18 protein-coding genes and 1 pseudogene are annotated in these 23,964 nt (G+C 39.4%); 3 read left to right on the plus strand and 16 right to left on the minus strand.

Annotated features, from left to right (window positions below; all coding sequences use genetic code 11):
- The 14 genes and pseudogenes from OC530_RS07685 to OC530_RS07750 all read right to left on the minus strand — a co-directional run.
- The coding region (locus OC530_RS07685) for a DUF1542 domain-containing protein (protein WP_262081021.1) at positions 1 to 2,311 on the minus strand (2,311 nt) is incomplete at its 3' end.
- A gap of 772 nt (positions 2,312 to 3,083) precedes the next feature.
- A complete protein-coding gene (locus tag OC530_RS07690) occupies positions 3,084 to 3,587 on the minus strand; it encodes a PBECR4 domain-containing protein (protein ID WP_173233561.1) in 504 nt (167 codons plus the stop codon).
- A gap of 776 nt (positions 3,588 to 4,363) precedes the next feature.
- Positions 4,364 to 4,783 (minus strand): annotated as a pseudogene (locus OC530_RS07695) (hypothetical protein); the annotation flags it as partial.
- Positions 4,776 to 5,522: an ImmA/IrrE family metallo-endopeptidase gene (locus OC530_RS07700; protein WP_316043875.1), complete on the minus strand. Its 747-nt coding sequence runs from the start codon at positions 5,520 to 5,522 to the stop codon at positions 4,776 to 4,778. The pseudogene OC530_RS07695 and the gene OC530_RS07700, both read right to left, overlap by 8 nt.
- Positions 5,523 to 5,534: 12 nt before the next feature.
- Positions 5,535 to 5,879 (minus strand): helix-turn-helix domain-containing protein, encoded by a 345-nt coding sequence (locus OC530_RS07705; RefSeq protein WP_001056000.1) that lies wholly within the window; start codon positions 5,877 to 5,879, stop codon positions 5,535 to 5,537.
- Between the two features lie 370 nt (positions 5,880 to 6,249).
- Positions 6,250 to 7,200, minus strand: a complete 951-nt coding sequence (locus tag OC530_RS07710) for an N-acetylmuramoyl-L-alanine amidase family protein (RefSeq protein ID WP_112445108.1) — start codon at positions 7,198 to 7,200, stop codon at positions 6,250 to 6,252.
- A 375-nt stretch (positions 7,201 to 7,575) separates the two neighbouring features.
- A complete protein-coding gene (locus OC530_RS07715) occupies positions 7,576 to 8,946 on the minus strand; it encodes an MATE family efflux transporter (protein ID WP_262081026.1) in 1,371 nt (456 codons plus the stop codon).
- Positions 8,947 to 9,060: 114 nt separating this feature from the next.
- On the minus strand, positions 9,061 to 10,227 hold the full coding sequence (recA, locus tag OC530_RS07720) for a recombinase RecA (protein ID WP_262081028.1): 1,167 nt from the start codon (positions 10,225 to 10,227) through the stop codon (positions 9,061 to 9,063).
- A 54-nt stretch (positions 10,228 to 10,281) separates the two neighbouring features.
- Positions 10,282 to 11,538 carry a competence/damage-inducible protein A gene (locus tag OC530_RS07725; protein WP_262081031.1) on the minus strand — a complete coding sequence of 419 codons (1,257 nt, stop codon included), beginning with the start codon at positions 11,536 to 11,538 and terminating at the stop codon, positions 10,282 to 10,284.
- A gap of 83 nt (positions 11,539 to 11,621) precedes the next feature.
- Entirely contained in the window at positions 11,622 to 12,638 is a 1,017-nt protein-coding gene (gene brpA / locus OC530_RS07730) for a biofilm formation/cell division transcriptional regulator BrpA (protein ID WP_262081032.1), read from the minus strand.
- A 7-nt stretch (positions 12,639 to 12,645) separates the two neighbouring features.
- The gene (locus tag OC530_RS07735; protein WP_262081033.1) at positions 12,646 to 13,164 is read right to left on the minus strand and encodes a GNAT family N-acetyltransferase; all 519 of its coding nucleotides are present in this window, start codon (positions 13,162 to 13,164) and stop codon (positions 12,646 to 12,648) included.
- On the minus strand, positions 13,154 to 13,597 hold the full coding sequence (tsaE, locus tag OC530_RS07740; protein WP_262081034.1) for a tRNA (adenosine(37)-N6)-threonylcarbamoyltransferase complex ATPase subunit type 1 TsaE: 444 nt from the start codon (positions 13,595 to 13,597) through the stop codon (positions 13,154 to 13,156). Before tsaE ends, OC530_RS07735 begins: the two co-directional genes overlap by 11 nt.
- A gap of 84 nt (positions 13,598 to 13,681) precedes the next feature.
- On the minus strand, positions 13,682 to 14,302 hold the full coding sequence (locus OC530_RS07745; protein ID WP_050989826.1) for a hypothetical protein: 621 nt from the start codon (positions 14,300 to 14,302) through the stop codon (positions 13,682 to 13,684).
- Positions 14,303 to 14,607: 305 nt separating this feature from the next.
- Positions 14,608 to 15,471, minus strand: coding sequence for a helix-turn-helix domain-containing protein (locus OC530_RS07750; RefSeq protein WP_084925428.1), 864 nt, complete (start codon positions 15,469 to 15,471; stop codon positions 14,608 to 14,610).
- A 188-nt stretch (positions 15,472 to 15,659) separates the two neighbouring features.
- Between OC530_RS07750 and OC530_RS07755 the strand changes: the two genes are divergently transcribed.
- From OC530_RS07755 to OC530_RS07765, 3 genes are all read left to right on the plus strand, one after another.
- Positions 15,660 to 15,830 (plus strand): PhrA family quorum-sensing system peptide, encoded by a 171-nt coding sequence (locus OC530_RS07755; protein ID WP_261061836.1) that lies wholly within the window; start codon positions 15,660 to 15,662, stop codon positions 15,828 to 15,830.
- 444 nt (positions 15,831 to 16,274) lie between these two features.
- The gene (locus OC530_RS07760; protein WP_262081035.1) at positions 16,275 to 18,290 is read left to right on the plus strand and encodes a DUF1430 domain-containing protein; all 2,016 of its coding nucleotides are present in this window, start codon (positions 16,275 to 16,277) and stop codon (positions 18,288 to 18,290) included.
- A gap of 1 nt (position 18,291) precedes the next feature.
- Positions 18,292 to 18,924 carry an ABC transporter ATP-binding protein gene (locus tag OC530_RS07765; RefSeq protein ID WP_000571434.1) on the plus strand — a complete coding sequence of 211 codons (633 nt, stop codon included), beginning with the start codon at positions 18,292 to 18,294 and terminating at the stop codon, positions 18,922 to 18,924.
- Positions 18,925 to 19,641: 717 nt separating this feature from the next.
- On the opposite strand, the gene ndk is transcribed toward OC530_RS07765, so the two are convergent.
- Together ndk and rpoC are read right to left on the minus strand one after the other, a co-directional pair.
- A complete protein-coding gene (gene ndk / locus OC530_RS07770) occupies positions 19,642 to 20,055 on the minus strand; it encodes a nucleoside-diphosphate kinase (RefSeq protein WP_262081036.1) in 414 nt (137 codons plus the stop codon).
- Between the two features lie 222 nt (positions 20,056 to 20,277).
- Positions 20,278 to 23,955: a DNA-directed RNA polymerase subunit beta' gene (gene rpoC, locus OC530_RS07775; protein ID WP_262081037.1), complete on the minus strand. Its 3,678-nt coding sequence runs from the start codon at positions 23,953 to 23,955 to the stop codon at positions 20,278 to 20,280.
- Positions 23,956 to 23,964 lie beyond the last annotated feature (9 nt).

The raw sequence follows: 23,964 nt of genomic DNA on the forward strand, positions 1-23,964 counted from the left end.
TAGCTTTATCAATCTCAGCTTCCGCTGCTGTAACTGCTGCCTCTACTTGACGATTAGCGGCTTCCTTCTCTTCATTTGTGATATGAGGAGTTCCTGCTAGAGCGTTTTTCTTCTCGTCAGCTTTTCTACGTAGTTCTTGCTTAGCATTCGCTTTCCCTACTGGGTTGACGCCGTTGATATTTCCCAACCCCCGGTTCAAGGCTTCATCCACCGCAAACAAGCTGCCGGCATTGTCAATCTCGCGTTGTGCCTCTCGTGCATAGGCATTAACTGTACCAGTAGCACTATTTTGCTCTACAGACGAAAGGTTTCCATTCTTACCAATACTATCATTTTTACGTCGTCTAGCTTGCTCTATTTCATCCTTGGCACCCTCTTTTGCTTCATGATATGTTCTGGAATGCCACTGATTGACAAGGAACGTATATCTACCTTCATTTCCTCTTATACCTACACCATAGTCAAGCTTGTTGATATTGTTTTGCCCTATAGTATCGAAAGTTATTTTGTAACTATTTTCATTATTTCCCAGCGAGAAATAATATAAATTCGAACTACTATTATCTATAGTGTGAAACTTTTCGTCTGATTGTTTCATCATCTCCTCAGGCTCACCTCGTCTTTCGTATGGTTGGTTACCTCCCACACCATGACGAGCCAAATCATCAAAGTTTGCTACTGGTAGGTTGCTCGGACTATGCCTTCTATCGATACCAGTATTCCTAACTGTTCCTTTAGTATGATTGCTAAAACCTGTTGCAGAGTGTTTTAGAAGGGAAAGTAAATCCCCAGAATTGGAAGATACAGAAGTGGTGCCACCAGCTTTGCGACGAATACTAATACTATCTGAACCGCGCTTGTATTCTTGCCCCGAAGGTATCGTAAACCAAACACCTGTCCTAGGTATTTGTCTATGTCCATTATTTATCTGTAACTCCCAATGGAAACCATCATTTGTAGGAGTTACTTTTGCAAGAATATAAGTTTTTGCTTCAGAGACAGGCTTGGTCGAATTGTCTATCAGTCTTCTTTTAGAGAAAAAAACATAGGTGTATCTATCGTAGGTATTATCTCCCGACTTACCATTTTCAATGTAACTCTCTTTCCTATCTAATGGACTTGCCGCTCTTGCAGACCTTCCACTATGGTTAGCATTACGAAAGTCAGAGTAGCCACCATCACGTGGTTCAATATTTACCCTTCTAGTTGTAGCATCTTCTCCGTATTTGCTTTCCAGCACTCCTTCGATAAGGTCTCGGGATTTTTTAAGATCTACCAGAGCAGCAGCAAAGTCTTCTTGGTTGATAGTATCTCCTTTAGAGAAGGCTTCATTAAACTTATCAGCAGCTGCTTTTGCTACTTGGATTTTACTTTCTTCAGCTCCCTCTTTTTGAAGTCGTTTATAAATAAATTCCAACTCATCTTTTAGTTTATAGGCTCCATCACCTTGGTTGGTATAAGTTGGAAGTTCTTGTCGACTAGGCTTTTCACTAGATTCAGTTTTTTCTGAGTTACCTATAGTTTCTGGACTCACCTGATCCACAACTGGTGTAGCTTGACTCAAATCGACTCTTTTACGACGCTTCCCGCCAGTTGCTTGCTCGGTAACAGCCCCCTCTGGAGCAGCAAGTCCATGATTTGTCATACCTACTTTTTCTAAGACTATAGGAGTTGGAACTTGAGGTGACAAAGCTTCCTTGACACGGCGCGTAAGTTCTTCCATAGCTCTTACTTGCTCATCAACCTGCTCTTGCGTCGCTTTTGGATTCTCTAAGACTGCCTTAGCCTTTGCGAGACCTTCTTCGACTTCAGCGTGGAGAGCCTTCATGGAGTCTAAGGTTAGATTTGCCAACAAAGCTTCTAGGGTGCCTTGGGTCGATTTGGCTGCTGTCTTATCAGCAGTAGGAGTTGATTCTTCTCTCTCTTTTATTTCTCCCACTTGAGGACCCTCTTGACCGCCTGGAGCAGATTTAGACTTATCTAGCCCTTGCCCTTGATTCGCTTCCTCAGCTTTAGCACCTTGCGCTTTTAACTCACCCGCAGACTCACCTTCAGCTGGCTGTTCGATTACAGTCTTCTTCAGTTCTCCTTCATCCGACTCCTGTGGATCCCCATCAGAGTTACCAGCAGACCCAGCAACCATTTCACTAGCCGTAGCCAGAGATACCTCAGGCGCCTGCGCTTGCACCCCATTTGCGAAAAACATCAATGCCGCAACCGCAACACTAGCAGCACCAAAATGGTATTTACGAATAGAATAACGGAAAATTTTCTCTCCGTTATCCTTATTGCTTTTTCTAAACATAAGCATAAATCCTTTCCTCGTCTAAGTGCTTTCCCAAGCTTAAAAAGCTCACAAAAAGCCGATAGACGATAATATATCAACTATATAGTAACACTTCTGACATACAAATCAACCCCCTCTCCTATACGATAGAGTCAGGAAAGGCAAGAAAAAAGCGACATTATATATATATATATATGCATATACATATAAAACCTTTTAATACAACCTATTTTTTAACAAATATGCGATAGTTATGATAGATTTATTTATGTATAGTTTCTCCTGCGCCAATATTACATTATTGTTACATTTTGATTACACAAGCATTTCAAAATATATGATAGAAGCCTGAGTATTTTATAGTAATTCCCTCTCTATTAACTAAGTCAACCAGTGGAGTGTCACACCCTATCCTCAGTCAAGGACTATTGCCAGCATTTCCTAGCCCATAGGACTCTCCAAACCACCTATTTAAGTCCATCACTAGCTTGGTCAGTAAGATACCTACGGCAAGGCGACGCTGACGTGGTTTGAAGAGATTTTCATTGAGTATAATTTTAACTTCTTATTTTTCATTCCTATTCCTTAAATAAAAAGCTCACTAAAAAAGTGAGCAACATTTCCAATGAGATACTTCTGTTGACGAGCGCGTCTCTCCGCCCCCTCATTGCCTTGCGAAGAGGCTTTGCGAATCGAAAGGAGGTGTTTTTTCCTGTTTTCAATTCTACTTATTTTTGCACATTTTTTTAATTTTATCAAACAAAAAAACGCAAGCCGAAGCCTGCGAAAAGTTTTTTTATAACCATTTAATTTCTTTCACATCTGTTTTACGAACTTTAGCATATTTCTTAGCGCTTGTAAAATGTAGAGTAACCGGTTTAAACATTCCACTTTTATCTCTTCGTAAACCTAAAATTGCGGATCTTTTGTTTCTATCTTCAAAAAATATGACGTCCAACTTCATAGTGTTTTTAGATAAATCTTTGGCTAGGATACAACAACTTGTTATCCTAGAATAGAAGATATCACCGATAAAACTATACAAAGATATCCTTTCTATAACATCGTTGTACATGGGATTATTTTTATATTCTTCCAAAATAAAAACACCAGCTTGAATAGCAGGTATTGTTTGACTAGCATAATCTCGTGTGATTTTGTGCAAGCCAAATAAGTGATGTAAATCAGTCAAGCAAAAATCTACTTCGAAAGTCTCTAAATGCTTATAATTCGTTGATACTTGACATGTTTTTCCATCGAATTTCTCTTGATAATCTAAAATACAATCAAGTAATTTCAACGACAAACTCCATATTTTCTCAAAATAAAAAAGCACGGGGCAGTTCTCACTACTGCCCAAAGTGGATGATTAGAGTCGGCTTCTCTAACTCCCTATGTTGTGCTTATTAGGCTTATCGCAAGGGAACAGTTTTTAGCTCTGCCAAGCCACATAGCGTGCTTACTACTATGTGTCCATGTCTCCATGGATTGCCGAGCGGTTTAACGACGTTTTGGGAGTCGGGATAACGAGAAAAGTGATACTTTTACGTTTTTTCCAACTTAATTATGACATCTTTCTTTAAAAAAGTCAATATTTATCGCTTTCTTTAACGAAAAAAATCCCACAAGAACGAATCCTGTGGGAAGATACACATTTTAGAAAAGCTTTCCTTTATTCTACTATTTTTCTTGTATTTTATCATTCAGTATGATAAAATACAAGTTTTTTGATAAAACAACTAAGAACTACTCGCTATCCCCTCTCACATCACCCTACATATCGTTTAACATACGACTGATAGTTCAGGGAAACTTCAAGGAGAACTTTTCTCTCATCCACTATGCAGGACTTACTATTTCATTTCTACTCCTATAGGCTCAATTTGACACTTTTCTTCTTCGAATTGCTCATATGCCTACTGAATAGTGAGTTCGATTTATCCAAATTTATTTTTGTCTATTTTGATGAACACTTCCACTAAGATAGTCTGAAAATGAATTTGCACCAATTTTTCTTCTCTTTTTAAGCATATTATTCCAGATATGATTGCCCTCTTGTTCAGTAATAAATTGCTCTTGAAACGCTTCAACCAGTATATCTCCTGTTGTCATATGTTCTAAAGAAAATTCTTCTACATATGGTTTAACATCTCTTAGGTTATTACTTCCTAATATCCCATTATGCTTTTTCGCTAAGGAAATAGAAGCCGCTTCTCCCTTACCAATAACCTTGTTACTATCATGATTTCTTGTTAAATTTCTATATAATTCGTATTCTTCAGTTCCAATGTCTATGCTCACAATCTCAGCCGAACCCTTAGCTACCAACTGGTCTATCCTAGATTTTAAATGGGGGATTGTAGGTATATTGATTTCATCATACACCTCTTGTGGAATAACAATTTTACCCGAATAGAGCTTTTCTAAAAGATGTTCAGTGCCAACCCATAAAAATGCTGAAATACAATCTGTATCAATAAATACACGACTAGTCAAACGACAACTCCCCCTCTTCATCTAGCCCATATACAATATCATATCTGAAAGCATCTAGTAGCAGTTCCTCATACTTCCCTTGAGAAATTCTGTTATTTTCTAAAAGTTGTTCAGTCGATTTAATATAGTGTCCTAATACCATTTCCTTTTTACTTTCTGACAAAGGACGATATAAACTTGTATCATAGCCTAATCTTGAAGCTGTCTCTATAACACTAATATCCATATTTTTAATTTCTTCTGCATCAAGGTATCCATCATTCCTCAATCTATATAACATAGCTTTATGACTGATACCATAAAACTGACCTAATTTTATAATATCTTCTACTTCAAGATGAGTTCTATTGGCATTTTCTCTGATTTCCTCAACCATCCTATACAGTGAAGATGAGGAAATTAAAAAATAAGAAGCAAACTGATCCGCTTTTCTTTCAGTTTCATCTCCTTCACCAATCAAGATAAGACTGACTGAACTCTTCTTCACCTCATCATAATAAAGATGATACAGTTCATGTGCTAAAGAAAATCTTTGCCTTCCTAATGACATGTCTGAATTGATTACAATGAGACTGGACTGAGTTCCTTTATAACAGACTCCGCTAATATTCTTTCCGAGTCCATAAAATACCAGCGTCAAATTTTCTATCTTTTGTACCAATTTAAAAATATCTATCGGCGCTTCACCATCAGCTCCCAACTTTTTTCTAAGATTTGAAGCTTTATTACTTAAATCCATTTTATCAATCATTTATTTTGTCTCCAATAGCTGATCTATCTCAAATTGATTCAATACAATTTTATTGATTTTCGCTAAAACTTTAAGATCTTGGTCTACTATTTTATTTTTTCTAAACGATATGACACACTGTTGTTCAGCTTGTTCGCCAAACAAAAGATATTCAACCGTACAGCAAAACAGGGCAGATAGTTTCTCAATAACATCCGACGTGATATTCCTTTCACCTTTTTCCATTTTGGCAATCATGCTTTGATTCAAAGACAAATATTCAGCAATCTTATCTTGAGTAAGATTTGAAGATATTCTAAGTTCTTTTATTCTTTTTCCAACATCACATACATTTATCATATTCATACACCTCTCATAAAAAGAATAGCACACCCTTGTCATAAAGTCAATTTTTTAAATAAAAAAATTATGACAAAACAAGAAAGCAATTTATTGATACTGCTTAAAAATCCAAAATTGATGATATTAAACCTATTTGATGAGTTCCTATCAAAAATCGTATCTTCAACCTCAAAACAGTACTTAAAGCTATCCGACTCGGTTTACATTGTCAAATTTAGATTTTATTTGAGCATAGCTTTCTAGTTTGCTTTTTGATTTTTATTTAATATAGTAGCAAAAATTGAAGTAAATATCTCCACAAGAAAACGCATACTATTAAGCTTTTTCAAGACCTAATAATATGCGCTGTTCTGCTTTGAAAGACATTCCATTACTATTTTACTGTTATCAAGCCTTCAGGCTCGACTGTAAATTCTGGTTTTTCTGCTATCGTACCATCCTCTTTAAGGTAATACCAGCCATCATTTGATTTGACAAAGGCATTGGAAACCATGTCCCCATTTTGACTATCAAGATAGTACCAAGTCTCCTTGTATTTGATCCAGCCTGTTTTCATGGCTCCTTCTGCGTCGAAATAGTACCACTTCTCAGCGATTTTCTTCCAGCCTGTCGCCATTTCGCCTGACTGATCAAACCAGTACCAGTTGCCGTCTATGTGCTTCTTCCAGCGGTCTGCAAGCATATAGCCTGAACCGTCAAAGTAATACCAGGTACCATTGATTTTCTCAAACTTATCTTTTGGATAAGAACCGTCTGAGTGTACATACCAGGTGCCAGTATCGTTCTGTTGCCATCCTGCTTCAATCGTCAAGCCGTTTTCAATATCCTGCTTGAATTGCTCACGGCTAATACCCCATTTGGCAAGATAAGGATAGGGGTCAATGTGATCTGAGTTGTTGTCAGGTTGATTATTGGTGCAATATTCGTGTGTCTTGATACCTGCCAAGTCGTCTGTATCAAGTGTTTTCGGTATACCAGCTTCATCCGCTAGATTGCGCAAGAGTTCGATATAGAGACGATAGTCAATCAGAAACTCTTCTTTCGATTCATGGCTTTCAATCAGTTCAACTTGTGCATAACCTTCTGCATTCCAACCGCCCCCAACGTCCCAGGCACCATTATCAACAGGTCCTACCTGCATAACACGACCATTACCGACTACGTGAGAAAAGAAGCCCAATTCAGGATCTTTTCTGTAATGGTAGTCAGCCTCATTTTGAACCGTTGAGTTACGGTTGCCTGTGGAATGGGCATGGACTTGCCTATATGGTTGCACGCCGACTTGAGGCAAATCTGTTCTTAATTTACTCACATCAATTTCCATATTCTACTCCTTATCAATTAAAACAACTTATTTTTTACAATCCAGAGCTAGAAACTCCTTTATTTATACCTTACAAAGAAGACAATCCTAGTCACGATTAGGCTTGTAGATAGAACTTCAAAACGTACTATTTTGACACTGTTAATAGGACTGACAAGGTCTGCATTCTATCTACAATAACATCCCAGACTAAAAAGCTTTTTAAAAGTATATTTTTACAGTCTCTATATGTCCTTTTCATAAATACTATACTTTATTATATCATATAAAAGAAATCAAAAGTCTGTTAAACTATTTTCAAGACCAAACTAAAGATGACAGCACAAGTTTTTTCGATTTTCACTAGAGGAAAGAGATTTTATTCAGTAAATCAAACTAGGATAACACTTTTGTTACCAAGATGGCCTTACCTTCTTTTATCAAGGGATGACGGAATAGTGAGAAGTACAGTTGAATGGTCATGGCAACCCAGATGAGGGGTTCACAAAGAATAACACCCTTATAGCCTGCCCAAGGGATAATCATGACCACAAAAGCAATTTTCCCGATTAGTTCGATAAAGCTAGAAACCAGAGGAAGGATCTTTTGCCCCAAACCCTGCAAACAATTCCGATAAATCAACAAGAGACTCAAAATTGGATAAAAGGCTGAGCTGATTTGCAGATAGAGACTTCCATTTTCTATCAAGTAACCATCTGTCGAACTAGCCAAGAAGGAAATCAAGGCTGGGCTGGCAAAAAAGAGGAAAATACAAACAAAAACTGCCCAGGATATACTTAAACGACTGCCGATTCGTAGACCTTGAACAATGCGGTCTGGGCGCTTAGCTCCTAGATTCTGAGAAGCAAAGGTCGTCATCGAGGCAGAAATAGCGGTCATGGGAAGAAGGGCAAAGGCCATAATGCGTCGCGCCGCTGTTTGAGCACTAATAATCACGGCTCCAAAAGTATTGACAGAAGACTGTAAAATCACACTGCCGATGGACACAATTGAACTCATCAAGCCCATAGCCAAACCTTGCTCCAAGAGATCGGCGTATAAGACCTTGTCCCATTTGAAATGCTTGCGCTGAGGCAAAAGTTCTGGCACACTCTTACGGATATAATAAAAGCAGAGAACCGCTGATAAGCCCTGCGAAATGATGGTGGCAAGGCCCGCAGATTGAACCCCCAGTTGCAGTTGCGTAATAAAATAGAGATCCAAAACCACATTGACCAAGGCAGAAAAAATCAAAAATCCAAGGGCAGCTAGACTGTCCCCAATAGACCGCAACAAGCCTGCAAAAAGATTATAAGCAAAGCTGACACCAACACAGGTCACAATCATAGAAATATATTGATAAGATTGATGAAGAATTTCTGCAGGAGTATCTAGGTACTGTAAAAGAGGATACAAACCAAGAAAGCCCAGCAACATCACTACAATACTCAAAAGAGCCCCTAAAATCCAAGTTGCTGCTACTGCTTCCTTGATTTTAGTGAAATTCCGAGCTCCATAATAACGGGCAATGACAATTCCCATGCCATTGCCAACACCAAGAGTAAAACCTACAATCAAGTCAAAAATCGCTGTCGTCGCTCCTACTGCAGCCAAGGATTCTTGACCAAGAAATCGTCCAACAATCAAGACATCAGCAGTATTATAGAGCTGTTGAAAAATATTGGACAACAAGATTGGAAAGGCGAAACTTAAGAGCGAGGGAAGAATCGAACCATGTATCAGGTCCACTGTTCTTTTTTTATTCATAAGGCTATTATATCAGCTTTCTAGTGGGGCGACAAGAAACAGCAAACTATAGGAAATCTGAAATCTTGAACAAAGAATCGAAAAAGCAGTGGATTTCTCCACTACTTTGACAGCTTATTCTTCAATTTCGATTTCAAGTTCATCGCCTAGGTCAAGTGTAACTTCTTCATTCACAGAATCTGCTTGAACTGCTTCATCTTTTTTGTTTTCAGTATCTTGTTCTGAAGCTTCTTCTCCATCAATCAAGCCAAATTTAGAACGGACTTGCTTATCAATTTCATCAAAGATTTCTGGGTGCTCTGACAAGTATTTCTTAGCATTCTCAGAACCTTGCCCAATTTTTTCATCTTTGTAAGAATACCAAGCTCCTGCTTTTTTGATGATATCCAAGTCGCTTGCAATCTTCAAGAGTTCACCAGTCTTAGAAATTCCTTCTCCGTACATAATTTCAACTACGGCTTCCTTAAACGGTGGAGCTACCTTATTTTTTACAACTTTAATCTTAGTTTCTTTACCGACATTGGTTTCTTTTTGGTCACCAGTTCCCTTAATTTGTGTATTACCACGAACATCCAAGCGGACTGAAGCATAGAATTTCAGAGCACGTCCACCAGGAGTTGTTTCTGGATTTCCAAACATGACCCCAACTTTTTCACGCAATTGGTTGATAAAGATGGCAATTGTTTTGGTTTTATTGATAGAAGCACCAAGTTTACGCATAGCCTGGCTCATCATACGAGCCTGCAAACCAACGTGGCTATCACCGATATCTCCATCAATTTCCGCACGAGGGACAAGGGCCGCAACTGAGTCGACTACGACAAGATCTACAGCACCTGAGTCAATCAATTTTCCTGCAATCTCAAGACCTTGCTCTCCTGAGTCTGGTTGTGACAAGAGCAATTCGTCAATATTGACACCAAGGGCCGCAGCATAAGCTGGATCGAGGGCATGTTCCGCATCGATAAAGGCAGCAATACCACCTTCTTTTTGCGCTTGCGCAACTGCATGAAGGGCAACCGTTGTCTTACCAGATGACTCTGGCCCATAGATTTCAATGATACGTCCCTTAGGATAACCACCTGAACCAAGGGCAATGTCAAGAGCCAAGGAACCTGAGCTCATCACTTGCACCTTTTGCTCTGCACGTTCACCCAAACGCATGATTGAGCCTTTACCGAAATCTTTCTCAATCAATTTAAGAGCATCATTCAAGGCTTTCTCACGTTCAGCCCCGAATTTTTTTGAAATTTCATCTAATTTTTTTGGTTTTTTCGCCATTCTATTCTCCTACATTCTAATGGTCCTTAGACCTATCTACTATTATATCAAAAGTTAGTCACTTAATAAAGCCTTGCGAACTAGGTTAAAGGCATGCATAACCGCAATGTGACGTACATCTGCTCGACTTCTGCCTCCAATATTAACCTTGACGACCTCAGTTCCATGCTCTTGGGCCAAGCCTATGAAGACTGTCCCAGCCGGGTGCCCTTCTAGGCTATCTGGACCTGCCACTCCAGTCAAACTAAGACCAAAATCAGACCGGGTCTTGATTCGTGACTGCTCAGCCATCTTCTGGGCTGTAAATTCAGACACTACACCATGTTCTTCCAAATCCTTGGCAGGAATAGCCAACATCTTTGATTTTTCCTCCAAGCTATAGGTCACAAAACCACCCTTAAATATACTTGAAGCTCCTGAAAAATCCACCACGGTAGCTTGGAAAAGACCTGCCGTCAAACTCTCTGCAGCCGTGATGGTTTTCCCTTGCTTTTTCAGTTCTTCTACCACAATGCTAGCTAAACTAGACTCTTCCCCATAACCATAACAAAGTTCTCGTAAAGAAAGACCTTCAAAGGTCTCGCGATCCAAGATTTGATTTTCCAAAATATCCAGCACTTGATTCGCTTCTTCTTGACTGCTAACCTTTGTTGACAAGCGCAAGGTTACCTCTCCTGTCTTTGCATAAGGTGCCAAGGTCGGATCGGTCTGATTATCAATTAAATCAGCCAAAATCGTGACCAGCTGACTTTCTCCAATTCCAAAGAAACGAAGAACTCGGGAATACAGCTTGCTCCCTGTCATTAACTTAGGTAGAAGTTGGTTTAAGACCATGGGTTTTAATTCACTTGGTGGACCTGGAAGGACGACGTAGGTCACTCCGTCTACTTCTAATATTCCTCCCACAGCCAACCCTGTTTCGTTTGACAGTGGAGTCGCTCCTTCTACAATTTGGGCTTGTCTTTCGTTATTCGGTGTTCGGGCATAGTCTGGTCGCTGGGCGAAAAAGACATCTAACTTCTCCTGAGCCTGAGGATCGAAGACTAATTCTTTCCCTAAAAATTTAGCTAGAGTTTGTTTGGTCAAATCGTCCTCAGTTGGTCCCAAACCGCCTGTCAAAATCACCAGACTGCTACGTTGACTGGCAATCTCAAGCAAAGCCAAGAGACGAGCTTCATTGTCTCCTACAGCCGTCTGAAAATATACGTCTACCCCAATCTCTGCTAGTTTTTCTGATAAAAACTGAGCATTGGTGTTGACAATCTGTCCTGTCAAAATCTCTGTTCCAACAGCAATGATTTCTGCTTTCATGCTACCTCCTACCTATCTATTCGTATTTTTTTGAAAAAATCGCAGGAAATTTCCCACGATTGATTTTTTATTTGTATCAAAAGTTAATTCTCTTCATCACCAACAGGGGCTCTGCCAAATAAATCTTCAAATAAGACCGCATTGGTTTCAAGCTGAGTGACTTCTTCTTGCCCCAAAGAACGTCGGAGTAGATTTTGCATTTCCAACATATGGGCTCTCGAAACAATCTGGTAAGAAACACCTTGAAGCATCTCTCCTTCACCCTGCAACTGCTGAGTTTCAATGGTTTTAAATGAATCTTTATAGCCTAGCAAGTTAGGGATACTTTTTGCAGACAAATCAATATTGGTCTGCATATTGTCACTCAAAGCTTTTAGAATCTCTTGATAATGACCAACGCTATTTAAACTGAGGGCTTTTTCCATGACTTTTTGAATAACTTCACGTTGACGTTTTTGACGACCATAATCCCCCTCAGGATCTTGGTAACGCATGCGTGCATAGACTAGGGCTTCTTCTCCCCCAATATGTTGCTCCCCAACACCGATAGAAATAGTATTAAATTCTTCTTGGTCACTGATAGAAATTGGGAAACCTAGGGTATTATTGACTGTAATACCACCTACTGCATCCACTAGTTTTTGCAACCCTTTCATATTGACCATCACATAGCGATCAATATGGATATTCATCATTTTTTGAATGGTTTCTATAGCAAGCTCTGCTCCACCATCTGCATATGCTGAATTCAGTTTCGCTTCATGAGCCTGACCATTCCCTGATTCAATGCGGGTCAGAATATCCCGCTCTAAACTCATCATCGTTGTTTTTTTCGTTTTAGGATTCACTGTCATCAAGATCATGCTATCACTTCTACCGACCCAAGTTTCAGTTCGTTCAGCATTTCCGGTGTCCACTCCCATTAACAGAATAGTCAAAGGTTCAGTCGCTTCAATAACCTTGGTTTCTTCGCCGATTTTTTTATAGGTTTTAGCTAAGGTTTCTGTCCCTTGTTGATAAATAGTATAAGCAAAAATACCTGCTCCTACTACAGTTACAGAAAGTAAAGCTATCACCATTCCAATAATTTTTTTAACCATATTTCTACTAATCGATCAGTTTACCCATCAAGTAAACATCGATAAATTTCCCTTCTTCTATATATGCTCCACGCTCTTGGCGACCTTCAATTACAAAGCCATGCTTTTGATACAGATGGACTGCTGCTTGATTACGAGTTTGGACAGTCAGTTGGAGACGACGCAGAATACTACTTGCTTGTGCCCACTCTATCGCTTCTTCTAGCAACAAACTTCCCAAGCCATTATTCCAATATCTTTTTCCAATCACAATGAAGAGATCTCCAATATGACGGACTCTCTTGCGCTGGTCAGCTGTAATATTTACAATACCAGCAATTTTATCATTTAAGAATGCAAGTAAGGTTATCTGATTGTCCGAACTAGCTTGCTTGTTGAGGAATATTTCCATCTCCTCACTGGTCAAGAGAATACCATCTCCGTCTAAGCTGGTAAAATCTGTCTCCAAACTTACACGATTTAAAAAGGCCACTAATTCAGCTGCATCTTCAGGCTCTGCTTCCCTAATGAGCAATTCATACTCCATGTTGAAGCTCCTCTAAGAGTTTTTCTGCACGCAAACCCTTTGCCTGAAAATTTAAACGACGTCCATCTGCTTCTTTTAGAATTTCCAATTCTAAATAAGTATCTGGCAAGGCATCTCCTAAGAGATTTCCCCACTCAATAACAGTCACGCCTCCACCAAAGAGAAATTCATCCAAGTCGATAGAATCCGCATCTCCTTCAATACGATAAACATCTAAATGGAAAAGCGGAAGACGCCCCTCATACTCTCTTACGATAGTATAGGTTGGACTTTTAATCATTTGAGAAATCTGCAATCCTTTCGCAAGTCCTTTAGTAAAGGTCGTTTTACCTGCGCCCAGTTCTCCAGTTAAGATTAAAACATCATTCTTTTCTAATAAATGACCCAAACGCTCCCCTAAGGCTTGCAGTTCTTCTTCATTTTTTGTGTACATATTCTTATTATACCAAAAACTTTTCTTTTGTGTCTATTTTCCTGCTAAACTTACCATCATAACATCCATAAAAACAAGCTTTCTCTAAAAGAAAATGAGCGTAGCAATGACCAATACAAGATCTCGGAAAATATGACCATAAAAGGAAACTTCCTTCTTAACCGAATTTGGGACAAGATAGGCTGCAAAAAACAAACCCAGTCCAATATAAATCAGAAGAGAGACAATGGTCATTGGATTTCTTAAGAAGAGAAGTGTTGCTAAAATAGTCACTAAAACTGTCTTTTTTCTGTCTAGCATAGCAAGCAAATCGCGCATGTATTTTTTCAAGGGTAAAAAAATCAGCAAATCTAGTCCAAATAGGAAAAAGAAGGATGGCAATAAAAAGTCAACTAATTCTTGCTGCAACGTATTTTTGATGAACAAGTTGTCTGACAAAACAAGGACAGCTCCTAACAAATTAATTAAGAGTAACATACTATAAAAAAGCTTCACCGACTTCTTACTAGCTAGGACACTATGGACTTCTTGCTTACGGGTATAAAGATAATTTACTCCAGCACAGATTCCTGAAACGAAGACCATACTTCCGATGAAAAAAGCTGTACTTTGTTTAAAGGACAAGATGCATTCCTTCCATAGGAAACAGCTACTCAAACTGATTTGAATTAAAGCTAACAAAAATAAGATTCTCATTGATTTCATCTTTTCTCTCCCTTCCTACCAATCATTATACTAGGAGAAAAGAGAGAACTGTTTCTAATCTTCTCAAATGTCTTTTTAAGACGCTAAACAAACATGAGAGACTACTACTCAATGAAAATCAAAGAGCAAACTAGGAAGCTAGCCACAGATTGCTCAAAACACTGTTTTGAGGTTGCAGATAGAGCTGACGTGGTTTGAAGAGATTTTCGAAGAATATAAACTTGAAATAAGGCTGATAGTATTCATTTCACTATCAGCCTTACAGGTTATTTAACGTTTCAGAAAAACTATAATGTCAAGATTAACTAAACAGTATCTAATTCCTTCAAATAATTTTCTATCTTCATCAACATTAAAGGATTGTTATAAATCTTACATAACTCTTTTGCCTCTATATAATAATTTTTGACTTGTTCTTTGTCTAGAAATTTGGCTCCAGCATTTCCTACAAGAATAAGTAGAGGAGCCAGTTGGTAGCTTGTCTGTCTTTGTTTACAGAGTTCAATCGTCTCAAGAGCTTCTTGGATAGCTTCATTATATTTTTCCTTTGATACTAGGTAGTGAGCGTAGTTGTAACGAACTCTGATGTAGCCAAATAAAAACTCTTGATGCTCAAAATTTTTTGTCTGATATAACTCCATTAAATGAGAGTAGTTTGCCTCATATTCTTGTTCACGACCCACTAAGGAATAGAAATTAGATAGAGTATTCAATACCTTTAAATAAATCAGAGTATTTGAGGAGACTTTTAATAATATATTTTCCAATGAAGAAATAGCCTCACACTTACTGTCATATTGATAGAAGTCAATAATAGCTTTAATCCACTCAAGGTAAGTTCGGTCTTCTAGTGTTAGAAAAGTACTTCGTTCAATCTCTATTCTATAAATATATTCCAAATTGTCATAATTTCTGTCATCTAATAGTCGAGCAGACAATTGCTTGAAATTAGAGAGGTTAGATTTAATTTCAATTTGTTCATTAAAAAAATAATCTAATGGTACTTCAAGTCGTTGTGAGAGTTTGAACAAAAGGTCTGCGGAGGGAATGAAATGCCCTCTCTCAATTTTACTAATCTGGCTTTGTTCACAAATTCCTTCTGCAAGAGTTTGTTGGGAGAGTCTCAACTCTTTTCTTTTCAATCTGAACTTCTCTGCGAGTGTATTCATTAAAGATAATAAACCTTCCTATTTGCTTAATTTCATTATAAAATTTTTAGTTCAAAATAGCAAGTTAAAGGAATAAATAATTCTTTATGGTAATAAATAAAAAAAAGTTAAAAATTACATAAAAATGCTTGGCTAAATAAAATATATCTGTTAAAATAAGGATAATAAAAAAGAAAAGGGTTTCACGAATGAAGAAAAATCGTGGAATTCAAAAATTATCTATATTAGCATTACTAGGTGTTTTTACGTTTAGTAATACAATTCCTTACCAACAGTTTATTCAGAAGAATAAACAATTAGAGATTCGAGTCCAATCACAAAAAAAGTACAATGGTCCTGATGTTGGGAAGGCTGATTGATTTCGTATTACTTTAAAATTCAACTATTTAGAGAAAGGTATTCTGATGAGAGCTTGTAACAATACCAGATAGATATAAGAATGGAGATGTTTGATAAAATGCTTTCATAGCTAACCAACTGTTGAAAATTATGAGTTACAAAATCTAAAGTATTTAAGATTAGTTTATAAAATTAGGTCTCTGCCTGTAGAAAGGAACGTGCAGTTAGAAAGGAGGAAAAAATAGGATACTATAATTCAGACTGAGATTTCTAATTAAAATATGTAGTTGCATTTCGCTCATTTTCATAATATTTCATTCAGAGGAGGAATAATATGTTAAAAATTTGATGCGGGATGGTAAAGAATAATTGAAGAAGATTCTTTTATCAATAGTTTAGTAAGCTTGTTAGTTTATAGAGGTCAGGGGTATTTCTGCCCTCCGTTTTAGAATAAGGAATGCACTATGAAAAAATTATTTATACTAATATCCAACCTGCTTGCTAGTTTGTTCTTTGTTTGGGTATTTACCATTTGGACTGATACATATGTCTCCTATTATTACCCCAACGTTGTTGTACGTGATTCTTCCCCTGAAACAACTTTTCAGCATGTTGCTACACGCTTGGAAAAACTAGCAGAAGAAACGGATAGCTTTATTGCGATTCAACACCAAGATCCTAACTCAGAAGGTACTCCAGTGTTTTCTTATACGACCTTTGGGAACGGAAAGTTGCCTGATGGGCTACAGGAAAAAAATCTAGAAGATGCTCAAAGTAGTAGTGTTGAAACAAACTATTTTGTATTCGATGGACACCTAGATATTCACTTGCTAAGGGAAGAGCTAAGTCAACTTGGCTTGACTAACATGCACCTGACAATTCCATCTAAACTATCTACGTTAATGGCTATCTTTAGTAACGGATTTCAGTTAATCAGTTTATTGATTTTCATCTTAACCTTTGGAGCACTGACTTTAATTAGTCAAATTAGCCAATTACGGTCGTCGGGCATTCGCCTCATTTCAGGAGAGAAACGGTGGTCCATTTTCCTTAGACCAGTTGGTGAGGATTTGAAAGGGATAGCTGTTGGTTTCAGTTTAGCTGGCGTGCTCGCCATTCTTATGCAAAAAATTCTGTCGCTTCCAACGCAATCCCTAATGATCATAGGAGAAGGCTTGCTCAGTTATAATCTCATCTTGTTGTCGATCTCCCTGTTTTTCGCTCAACTCTTCGCAGTTGGGATAAAAAAGATACACCTGATGCAGATTATAAAAGGGCAAGTGCCTGTCAGAGGAATCATTAGTTTGATTTTAATAGGTCAACTATTAGCGATTATTATTGTAACGCTGGGAATAGGGAGTAGCTTAAAGTATTCCCAAGCCTGGCAACAGCATCGGATTGGACAAGAGGCTTGGATCCAGGAAAGGCAACTGATTACCCTATCAATCAGCCGTGAAGGAACGAGTCCTGGTTTTGATGAACAAGCTCAAAGGAAACTCAGAACTTGGTATCAATTGATGGATCTGGCTGTTTCAGAACAAAAGGCTTTCTTATCTAGACACCAGTTAATTGACCGTACTTTGCAAAATGGCATGGCATCCTCCAAAAACTTTATAACCTCTACAGAATGGTACGATTACAGCCCGAATGGCAATGTCCTTATCGTCACACCGCAATACTTGGAGCGTCAAAACATTCCTGTAGATACAACTATTGAGCAAAAGATGAATCACCTTGATGTAGGGGAGTTTGTCTTATTGCTGCCTGAACACCTCCGTTCAGAGGAAGAACATTATAAATCTGTTTTTGAAGACGACTTAACCAGTCGCATGTCTAGTCAAGATGAACGACAGCAAATGACTGCTACGGTAGGTTATTTGGAATCAGGTCAGGATCGTTTTGTGTATAATATGACCCCTATTTCTTACCAGCAGTTTTTGAAAGATCCAATCATCATTGTTATAACACCCCAATCAACTGGTCCACAGTCCATTTTGTTTTGGATAGACGCAGTACAGAACTACATTCTCTTTAATCAATTGTCTGATGCCCAGGAGCTTATCCAGAGACAAGGCATTGAAAATTGGGTCTCAGAAATGCAAACAGGTTACCACAACTACATCACATTATTGGATAATATCCAGAGGGAACGTTGGGTAATGCTAGCAGGAGCTGTGCTTGGGATTGCAACTTCAATCTTGTTGTTTAACACTATGAATAGGCTCTACTTTGAAGAATTTAGACGTGCCATTTTTATCAAACGCATTGCAGGTCTCAGGTTCTTAGAAATCCATCGCACTTATCTCTTTGCTCAACTGGGTGTGTTTTTACTGGGATTTGTTGCGAGTGTATTTCTTCAGGTAGAGATACTAGTTGCTTTCTTAGTCTTGTTACTCTTTACTGGTCTATCTCTTTTACAGTTACATGTCCAAATGCAGAAAGAAAACAAGATGTCCATGCTTGTTTTGAAGGGAGGTTAATATGATTGAACTTAAACAGGTGAGTAAATCTTTTGGAGAACGAGAGTTATTTTCGAATCTTTCAATGACATTTGAGGCTGGAAAAGTCTATGCCTTAATTGGTTCAAGTGGTAGCGGAAAAACAACCTTGATGAACATGATTGGAAAATTAGAATCTTATGATGGGACGATTTTTTACCGAGGTAAAGACTTGGCCAATTATAAATCGAGTGATTTTTTCCGTCACGAATTGGGCTACCTCTTCCAGAACTTTGGCTTAATTGAAAACCAAAGTATTGAAGAAAACCTTAAGCTAGGTCTCATTGGTCAAAAGTTGAGTCGGTCGGAACAGCGGTTGAGGCAGAAGCAGGCCTTAGAACAGGTCGGCCTGGCTTATCTTGACCTAGATAAGCGCATCTTTGAGTTATCGGGCGGAGAATCGCAACGTGTTGCCTTGGCAAAAGTTATCTTAAAGAATCCACCCCTTATTCTGGCAGATGAGCCAACAGCTTCAATAGACCCAGCAACCTCTCAGTTGATTATGGAGATTTTGCTATCTCTTCGAGATGATAATAGGCTAATCATTATCGCAACACATAATCCGGCAATTTGGGAGATGGCTGATGAAGTGTTCACGATGGATCGTCTGAAATAAAAACCCTTGTTTTTAATTGCACGATGAGTTACTGAAATATTATCATGAATCAATAATAGTGTAGGAGAGATTTTCCTCCTACAACCGTTTCAAAAGAAAACTATCTTTATTTCATGTTATTTTGAGGAAGATATTGTGAAAGTCAAAGATGATGATGAAGTTGAATGGGATTTGTTAGAATTTCAAAAATTTAGAGCATTTTTGGCTTAGTAATATGTGTTAAAGGCTCAAAACCTATGGTAAAAAAGTAGCTTTGAAAATGTATTGCCTCCAAAGATTTAGTTAAATAATGATTTAACACAAAAAGAAATTATCGAAGTTCTTGAAAGATGTTGTTTCAGTATTGAGAAAAAGTGGGAAAAACTTGCGATTTTCACAGAGAAAGGAAGAAAAAGTATAGAAATATAGTCAATTGAAACAAGAACAGGACAAAAGAGCCTTTGTGCCATATTTTTCTCCTTTCGCTTTACAATTGGCTTAAACACCTTTATTGTATCGCGTTTGGAGTTTTTTGGGTATAACCTTCGACGCGCACCCGCATAGCGGGTGTTTTTTTGTATCGCACCTAATGGAGCGAGACGAACTAATAGTCACTTAATCAAAAAACGCACCATATCAAAAACTAAAAAGTTTGATATCATGCGTCATGTCTTAAACTAATTGACTATACTTTCTATTCAAATGAGCTTTTAACCAATTGATCGAACCAATCCACTCTTAAAACCAAAGAGCAATTTCTCGCTTAGCTGACTCTTCTGAATCTGAACCATGTACAACATTTTGAATAGCTTGGTTTTCACTAGCAGCTTTTGCAAAATCACCTCGAATAGTCCCTGGTAAAGCTTCTTCTGGACGAGTCGCACCCATCATGGTCCGCCAAGTTTCGATTACTTTGGGACCAGAGATGATACCCACAAGAACCGGTCCTGAAGTCATAAATTCACGAATCGGTGGGTAAAAACTTTGACCAACCAAGTCCTGATAGTGCTGGTCAATCAACCCTTCTGAAACCTGTGAACGCAACTCCAATTTTTCAATTATAAATCCACGTTGTTCGATGCGTTTCAACACTTCACCAACTAGCCCTCTTTTCACACCATCTGGTTTAATGATAAAAAATGTTTGTTCCATACTCGTCTCCTTTGTCAGCTTCTTTCTTTTATACTCTTCGAAAATCTCTTTAAACCACGTCAACTCTATCTGCAATCTCAAAGCAGTGCTTTGAGCAACCTGCGGCTAGTTTCCTAGTTTGCTCTTTGATTTTCATTGAGTATTATTTTATCATATTTCATGGAAAAATGGAGAAAGTTTTCAGAAAAGAGAAAGAGAGCCCGAAGGCTCTCTCATTCTCTTTTATTCTACTGTTTCTTCCACAGTTTCAACGGCAGTATCCACAACTACTTCTGTTGTTTCTTCATTTCCTTCTTCCTCTACTGGAGGATTAAGGTATTCTTCTTCGTTGACAGCATGTGGTTCAAGGTTACGGTAACGAGCCATACCAGTACCTGCTGGGATGATCTTACCGATGATAACATTTTCCTTAAGTCCAAGGAGATGGTCTTTCTTACCACGGATAGCTGCGTCAGTAAGGACACGAGTTGTTTCCTGGAAGGAAGCCGCTGACAAGAAACTATTTGTTTCAAGTGAGGCTTTGGTAATTCCCATAAGGACTGGGCGACCTGTCGCTGGAACTCCACCTGCGATAAGGACATCTTTGTTGGCATCTGTAAAGTCATTGATATCCATGAGGGTACCCATGAGAAGATCTGTGTCACCTGGATCCATGACACGAACTTTACGGATCATTTGACGAACCATTACCTCGATGTGTTTGTCACCGATTTCTACCCCTTGGCTACGGTAAACTTTTTGTACTTCACCAAGAAGATAAGTTTCAACTGACAAGACATCACGAACTGCAAGGAGACGTTTTGGTTGGATAGAACCTTCTGTAAGAGCAGCACCACGCGCTACTTGGTCCCCAACTTCTACACGCATACGAGCTGTAAATGGTACCACATATTCCCCTTCGCCAGTTTCACCCTTAACAAAGACTTTCTTAGTACGAGTTGAGGCATCTTCTTCGATAGCTGTAACTTGTCCTTTAACCTCTGTGATAACCGCTTCCCCTTTAGGATTGCGGGCTTCAAAGATTTCTTGGACACGAGGAAGACCCTGAGTGATATCGGTATTTGAGGCAACCCCACCCGTGTGGAAGGTACGCATTGTAAGCTGTGTACCAGGTTCCCCGATAGATTGGGCAGCGATTGTACCAACTGCTTCACCAACTTCAACTGCATCACCAGTCGCCAAGTTAATACCGTAACAATGACGGCAGACACCGTGACGAGTGTTACATGTAAATACAGAGCGGATAGTCACTTCTTCCACACCAGCATTCACAATTTCACGCGCCTTGTCTTCTGTAATCAACTCATTTGGACCGATAATCACTGCACCAGTTTCTGGGTGTTTAACAGTTTTCTTAGTGTAACGACCGATAAGACGTTCTTCAAGAGACTCGATCATCTCTTTTCCTTCTGCGATAGAACGGATCAAGAGACCACGGTCAGTTCCACAGTCGTCCTCACGGATGATAACGTCTTGGGCAACGTCAACCAAACGACGAGTCAAGTAACCTGAGTCGGCTGTCTTAAGGGCCGTATCGGTCATACCTTTACGCGCACCGTGAGTTGAGAAGAACATTTCCAATACCGACAAACCTTCGCGGAAGTTTGAAAGGATTGGCAATTCCATGATACGTCCGTTCGGAGCCGCCATCAGACCACGCATACCGGCAAGCTGTGAGAAGTTTGAGATGTTACCACGGGCTCCAGAGTCCATCATCATAACGATTGGGTTCTTAGGATCTTGGTTGGCAATCAAACGTTTCTCAAGTTTTTCACGGGCAGCACGCCATTCAGCTGTAACAGCATTGTAACGCTCGTCGTCTGTAATCATACCACGACGGAATTGTTTTGTGATTTGTTCTACACGTTTGTGTGATTCTTCAATGATTTCAGCCTTGTCATCAACAACTGGGATATCGGCAATACCCACTGTCAATCCTGCAAGAGTTGAATGGTGGTAACCGAGGTTCTTCATGCGGTCAAGTAGGGCAGAAGTTTCTGTCGTACGGAAACGTTTGAAGATTTCAGCGATGATATTTCCAAGGTTTTTCTTCTTGAATGGAGGGTTAAGTTCAAGATTGCTGATAGCTTCCTTGATATCTCCACCAAGTGGCAAGAAGTATTTAGCAGGAACGCCTTCTGTCAAGTTGGCATTGTTTGGTTCTTGCAAGTATGGTAGCCCCTCTGGCATGATGTCGTTGAAGAGGATTTTACCAACTGTGGTAAGCAAGACCTTGTGTTTTTGCTCTTCTGTCCAAGGCTTGTTGAGGCTGTCTGTTGCGATACCAACACGTGAGTGAAGGTGAACATAACCATTACGGTAAGCCATAACCGCTTCGTCACGGTCTTTGAAGACCATTCCTTCACCTTCACGACCAGCTTCTTCCATGGTCAAGTAGTAGTTACCCAAAACCATGTCCTGAGATGGAGTAACAACTGGTTTACCATCTTTCGGGTTCAAGATATGCTCAGCAGCTAGCATGAGGATACGAGCTTCTGCTTGGGCTTCTTCTGAAAGCGGTACGTGGATGGCCATTTGGTCCCCGTCAAAGTCGGCATTGTAGGCTTCACAGACAAGCGGGTGCAAGCGAAGGGCCTTACCATCAATCAAGACTGGCTCGAAGGCTTGGATTCCCAAACGGTGAAGGGTAGGTGCGCGGTTCAAAAGCACTGGGTGTTCTTTAATCACTTCTTCAAGAATATCCCAGATACGCTCATCTCCGCGTTCCACCAAGCGTTTAGCTGCTTTGACGTTTTGCACGATATCACGGGCAACGATTTCACGCATGACGAATGGTTTAAAGAGCTCGATCGCCATTTCACGTGGCACACCACATTGGTACATCTTAAGAGTTGGACCAACGGCGATAACGGAACGTCCTGAGAAGTCAACACGTTTACCGAGCAAGTTTTGACGGAAGCGTCCTTGTTTACCTTTAAGCATGTGGCTCAATGATTTAAGAGGACGGCTACCTGGTCCTGTGATTGGACGACCACGACGACCATTGTCAATCAAAGCGTCAACCGCTTCTTGAAGCATACGCTTCTCATTTTGAACGATGATACCAGGCGCATTCAACTCAAGCAAACGAGCCAAACGGTTGTTACGGTTGATAACACGGCGGTAAAGGTCATTCAAGTCAGATGAGGCAAAACGGCCACCATCCAACTGCAACATTGGACGAAGATCTGGTGGAATAACCGGAAGAATGTTGAGAATCATCCATTCAGGTTTGTTTCCAGACTTGTAAAAGGCATCCAAAACATCCAAACGACGGATGGCTTTGACACGTTTTTGTCCAGTAGCTGTTTTCAATTCTTCTTTGAGTTCAGCAATTTCTTTTTCAAGATCTACTTGTTTCAACAGGTCTTGGATGGCTTCGGCACCCATTTTGGCAACGAATGATCCGTAACCATACTCACGCAAGCGCTCACGGTATTCGCGCTCTGTCATGATAGACTTGTGCTCAAGTGGTGTATCCTTGGGATCAATCACCACATAAGCCGCAAAGTAGATAACTTCCTCGAGGGCACGAGGGCTCATATCAAGGGTCAAGCCCATACGGCTTGGAATCCCCTTGAAGTACCAGATGTGAGATACAGGAGCTTTCAATTCGATGTGCCCCATACGCTCACGACGAACTTTTGTACGCGTTACTTCAACCCCACAGCGGTCACAAACAATCCCTCTGTAACGAATGCGTTTGTACTTACCACAAGCACATTCCCAGTCTTTTGTAGGTCCAAAGATAACTTCATCAAAGAGACCTTCACGTTCTGGTTTCAAGGTACGGTAATTGATTGTTTCAGGTTTTTTGACTTCTCCATAAGACCATGAACGGACTTTGCTTGGAGAAGCTAGGGTGATTTGCATACTTTTAAAACGATTTACATCAACCACTATTTCTTC

Source organism: Streptococcus sp. Marseille-Q5619, from assembly GCF_946901205.1.
Classification (GTDB): Bacteria; Bacillota; Bacilli; order Lactobacillales; family Streptococcaceae; genus Streptococcus.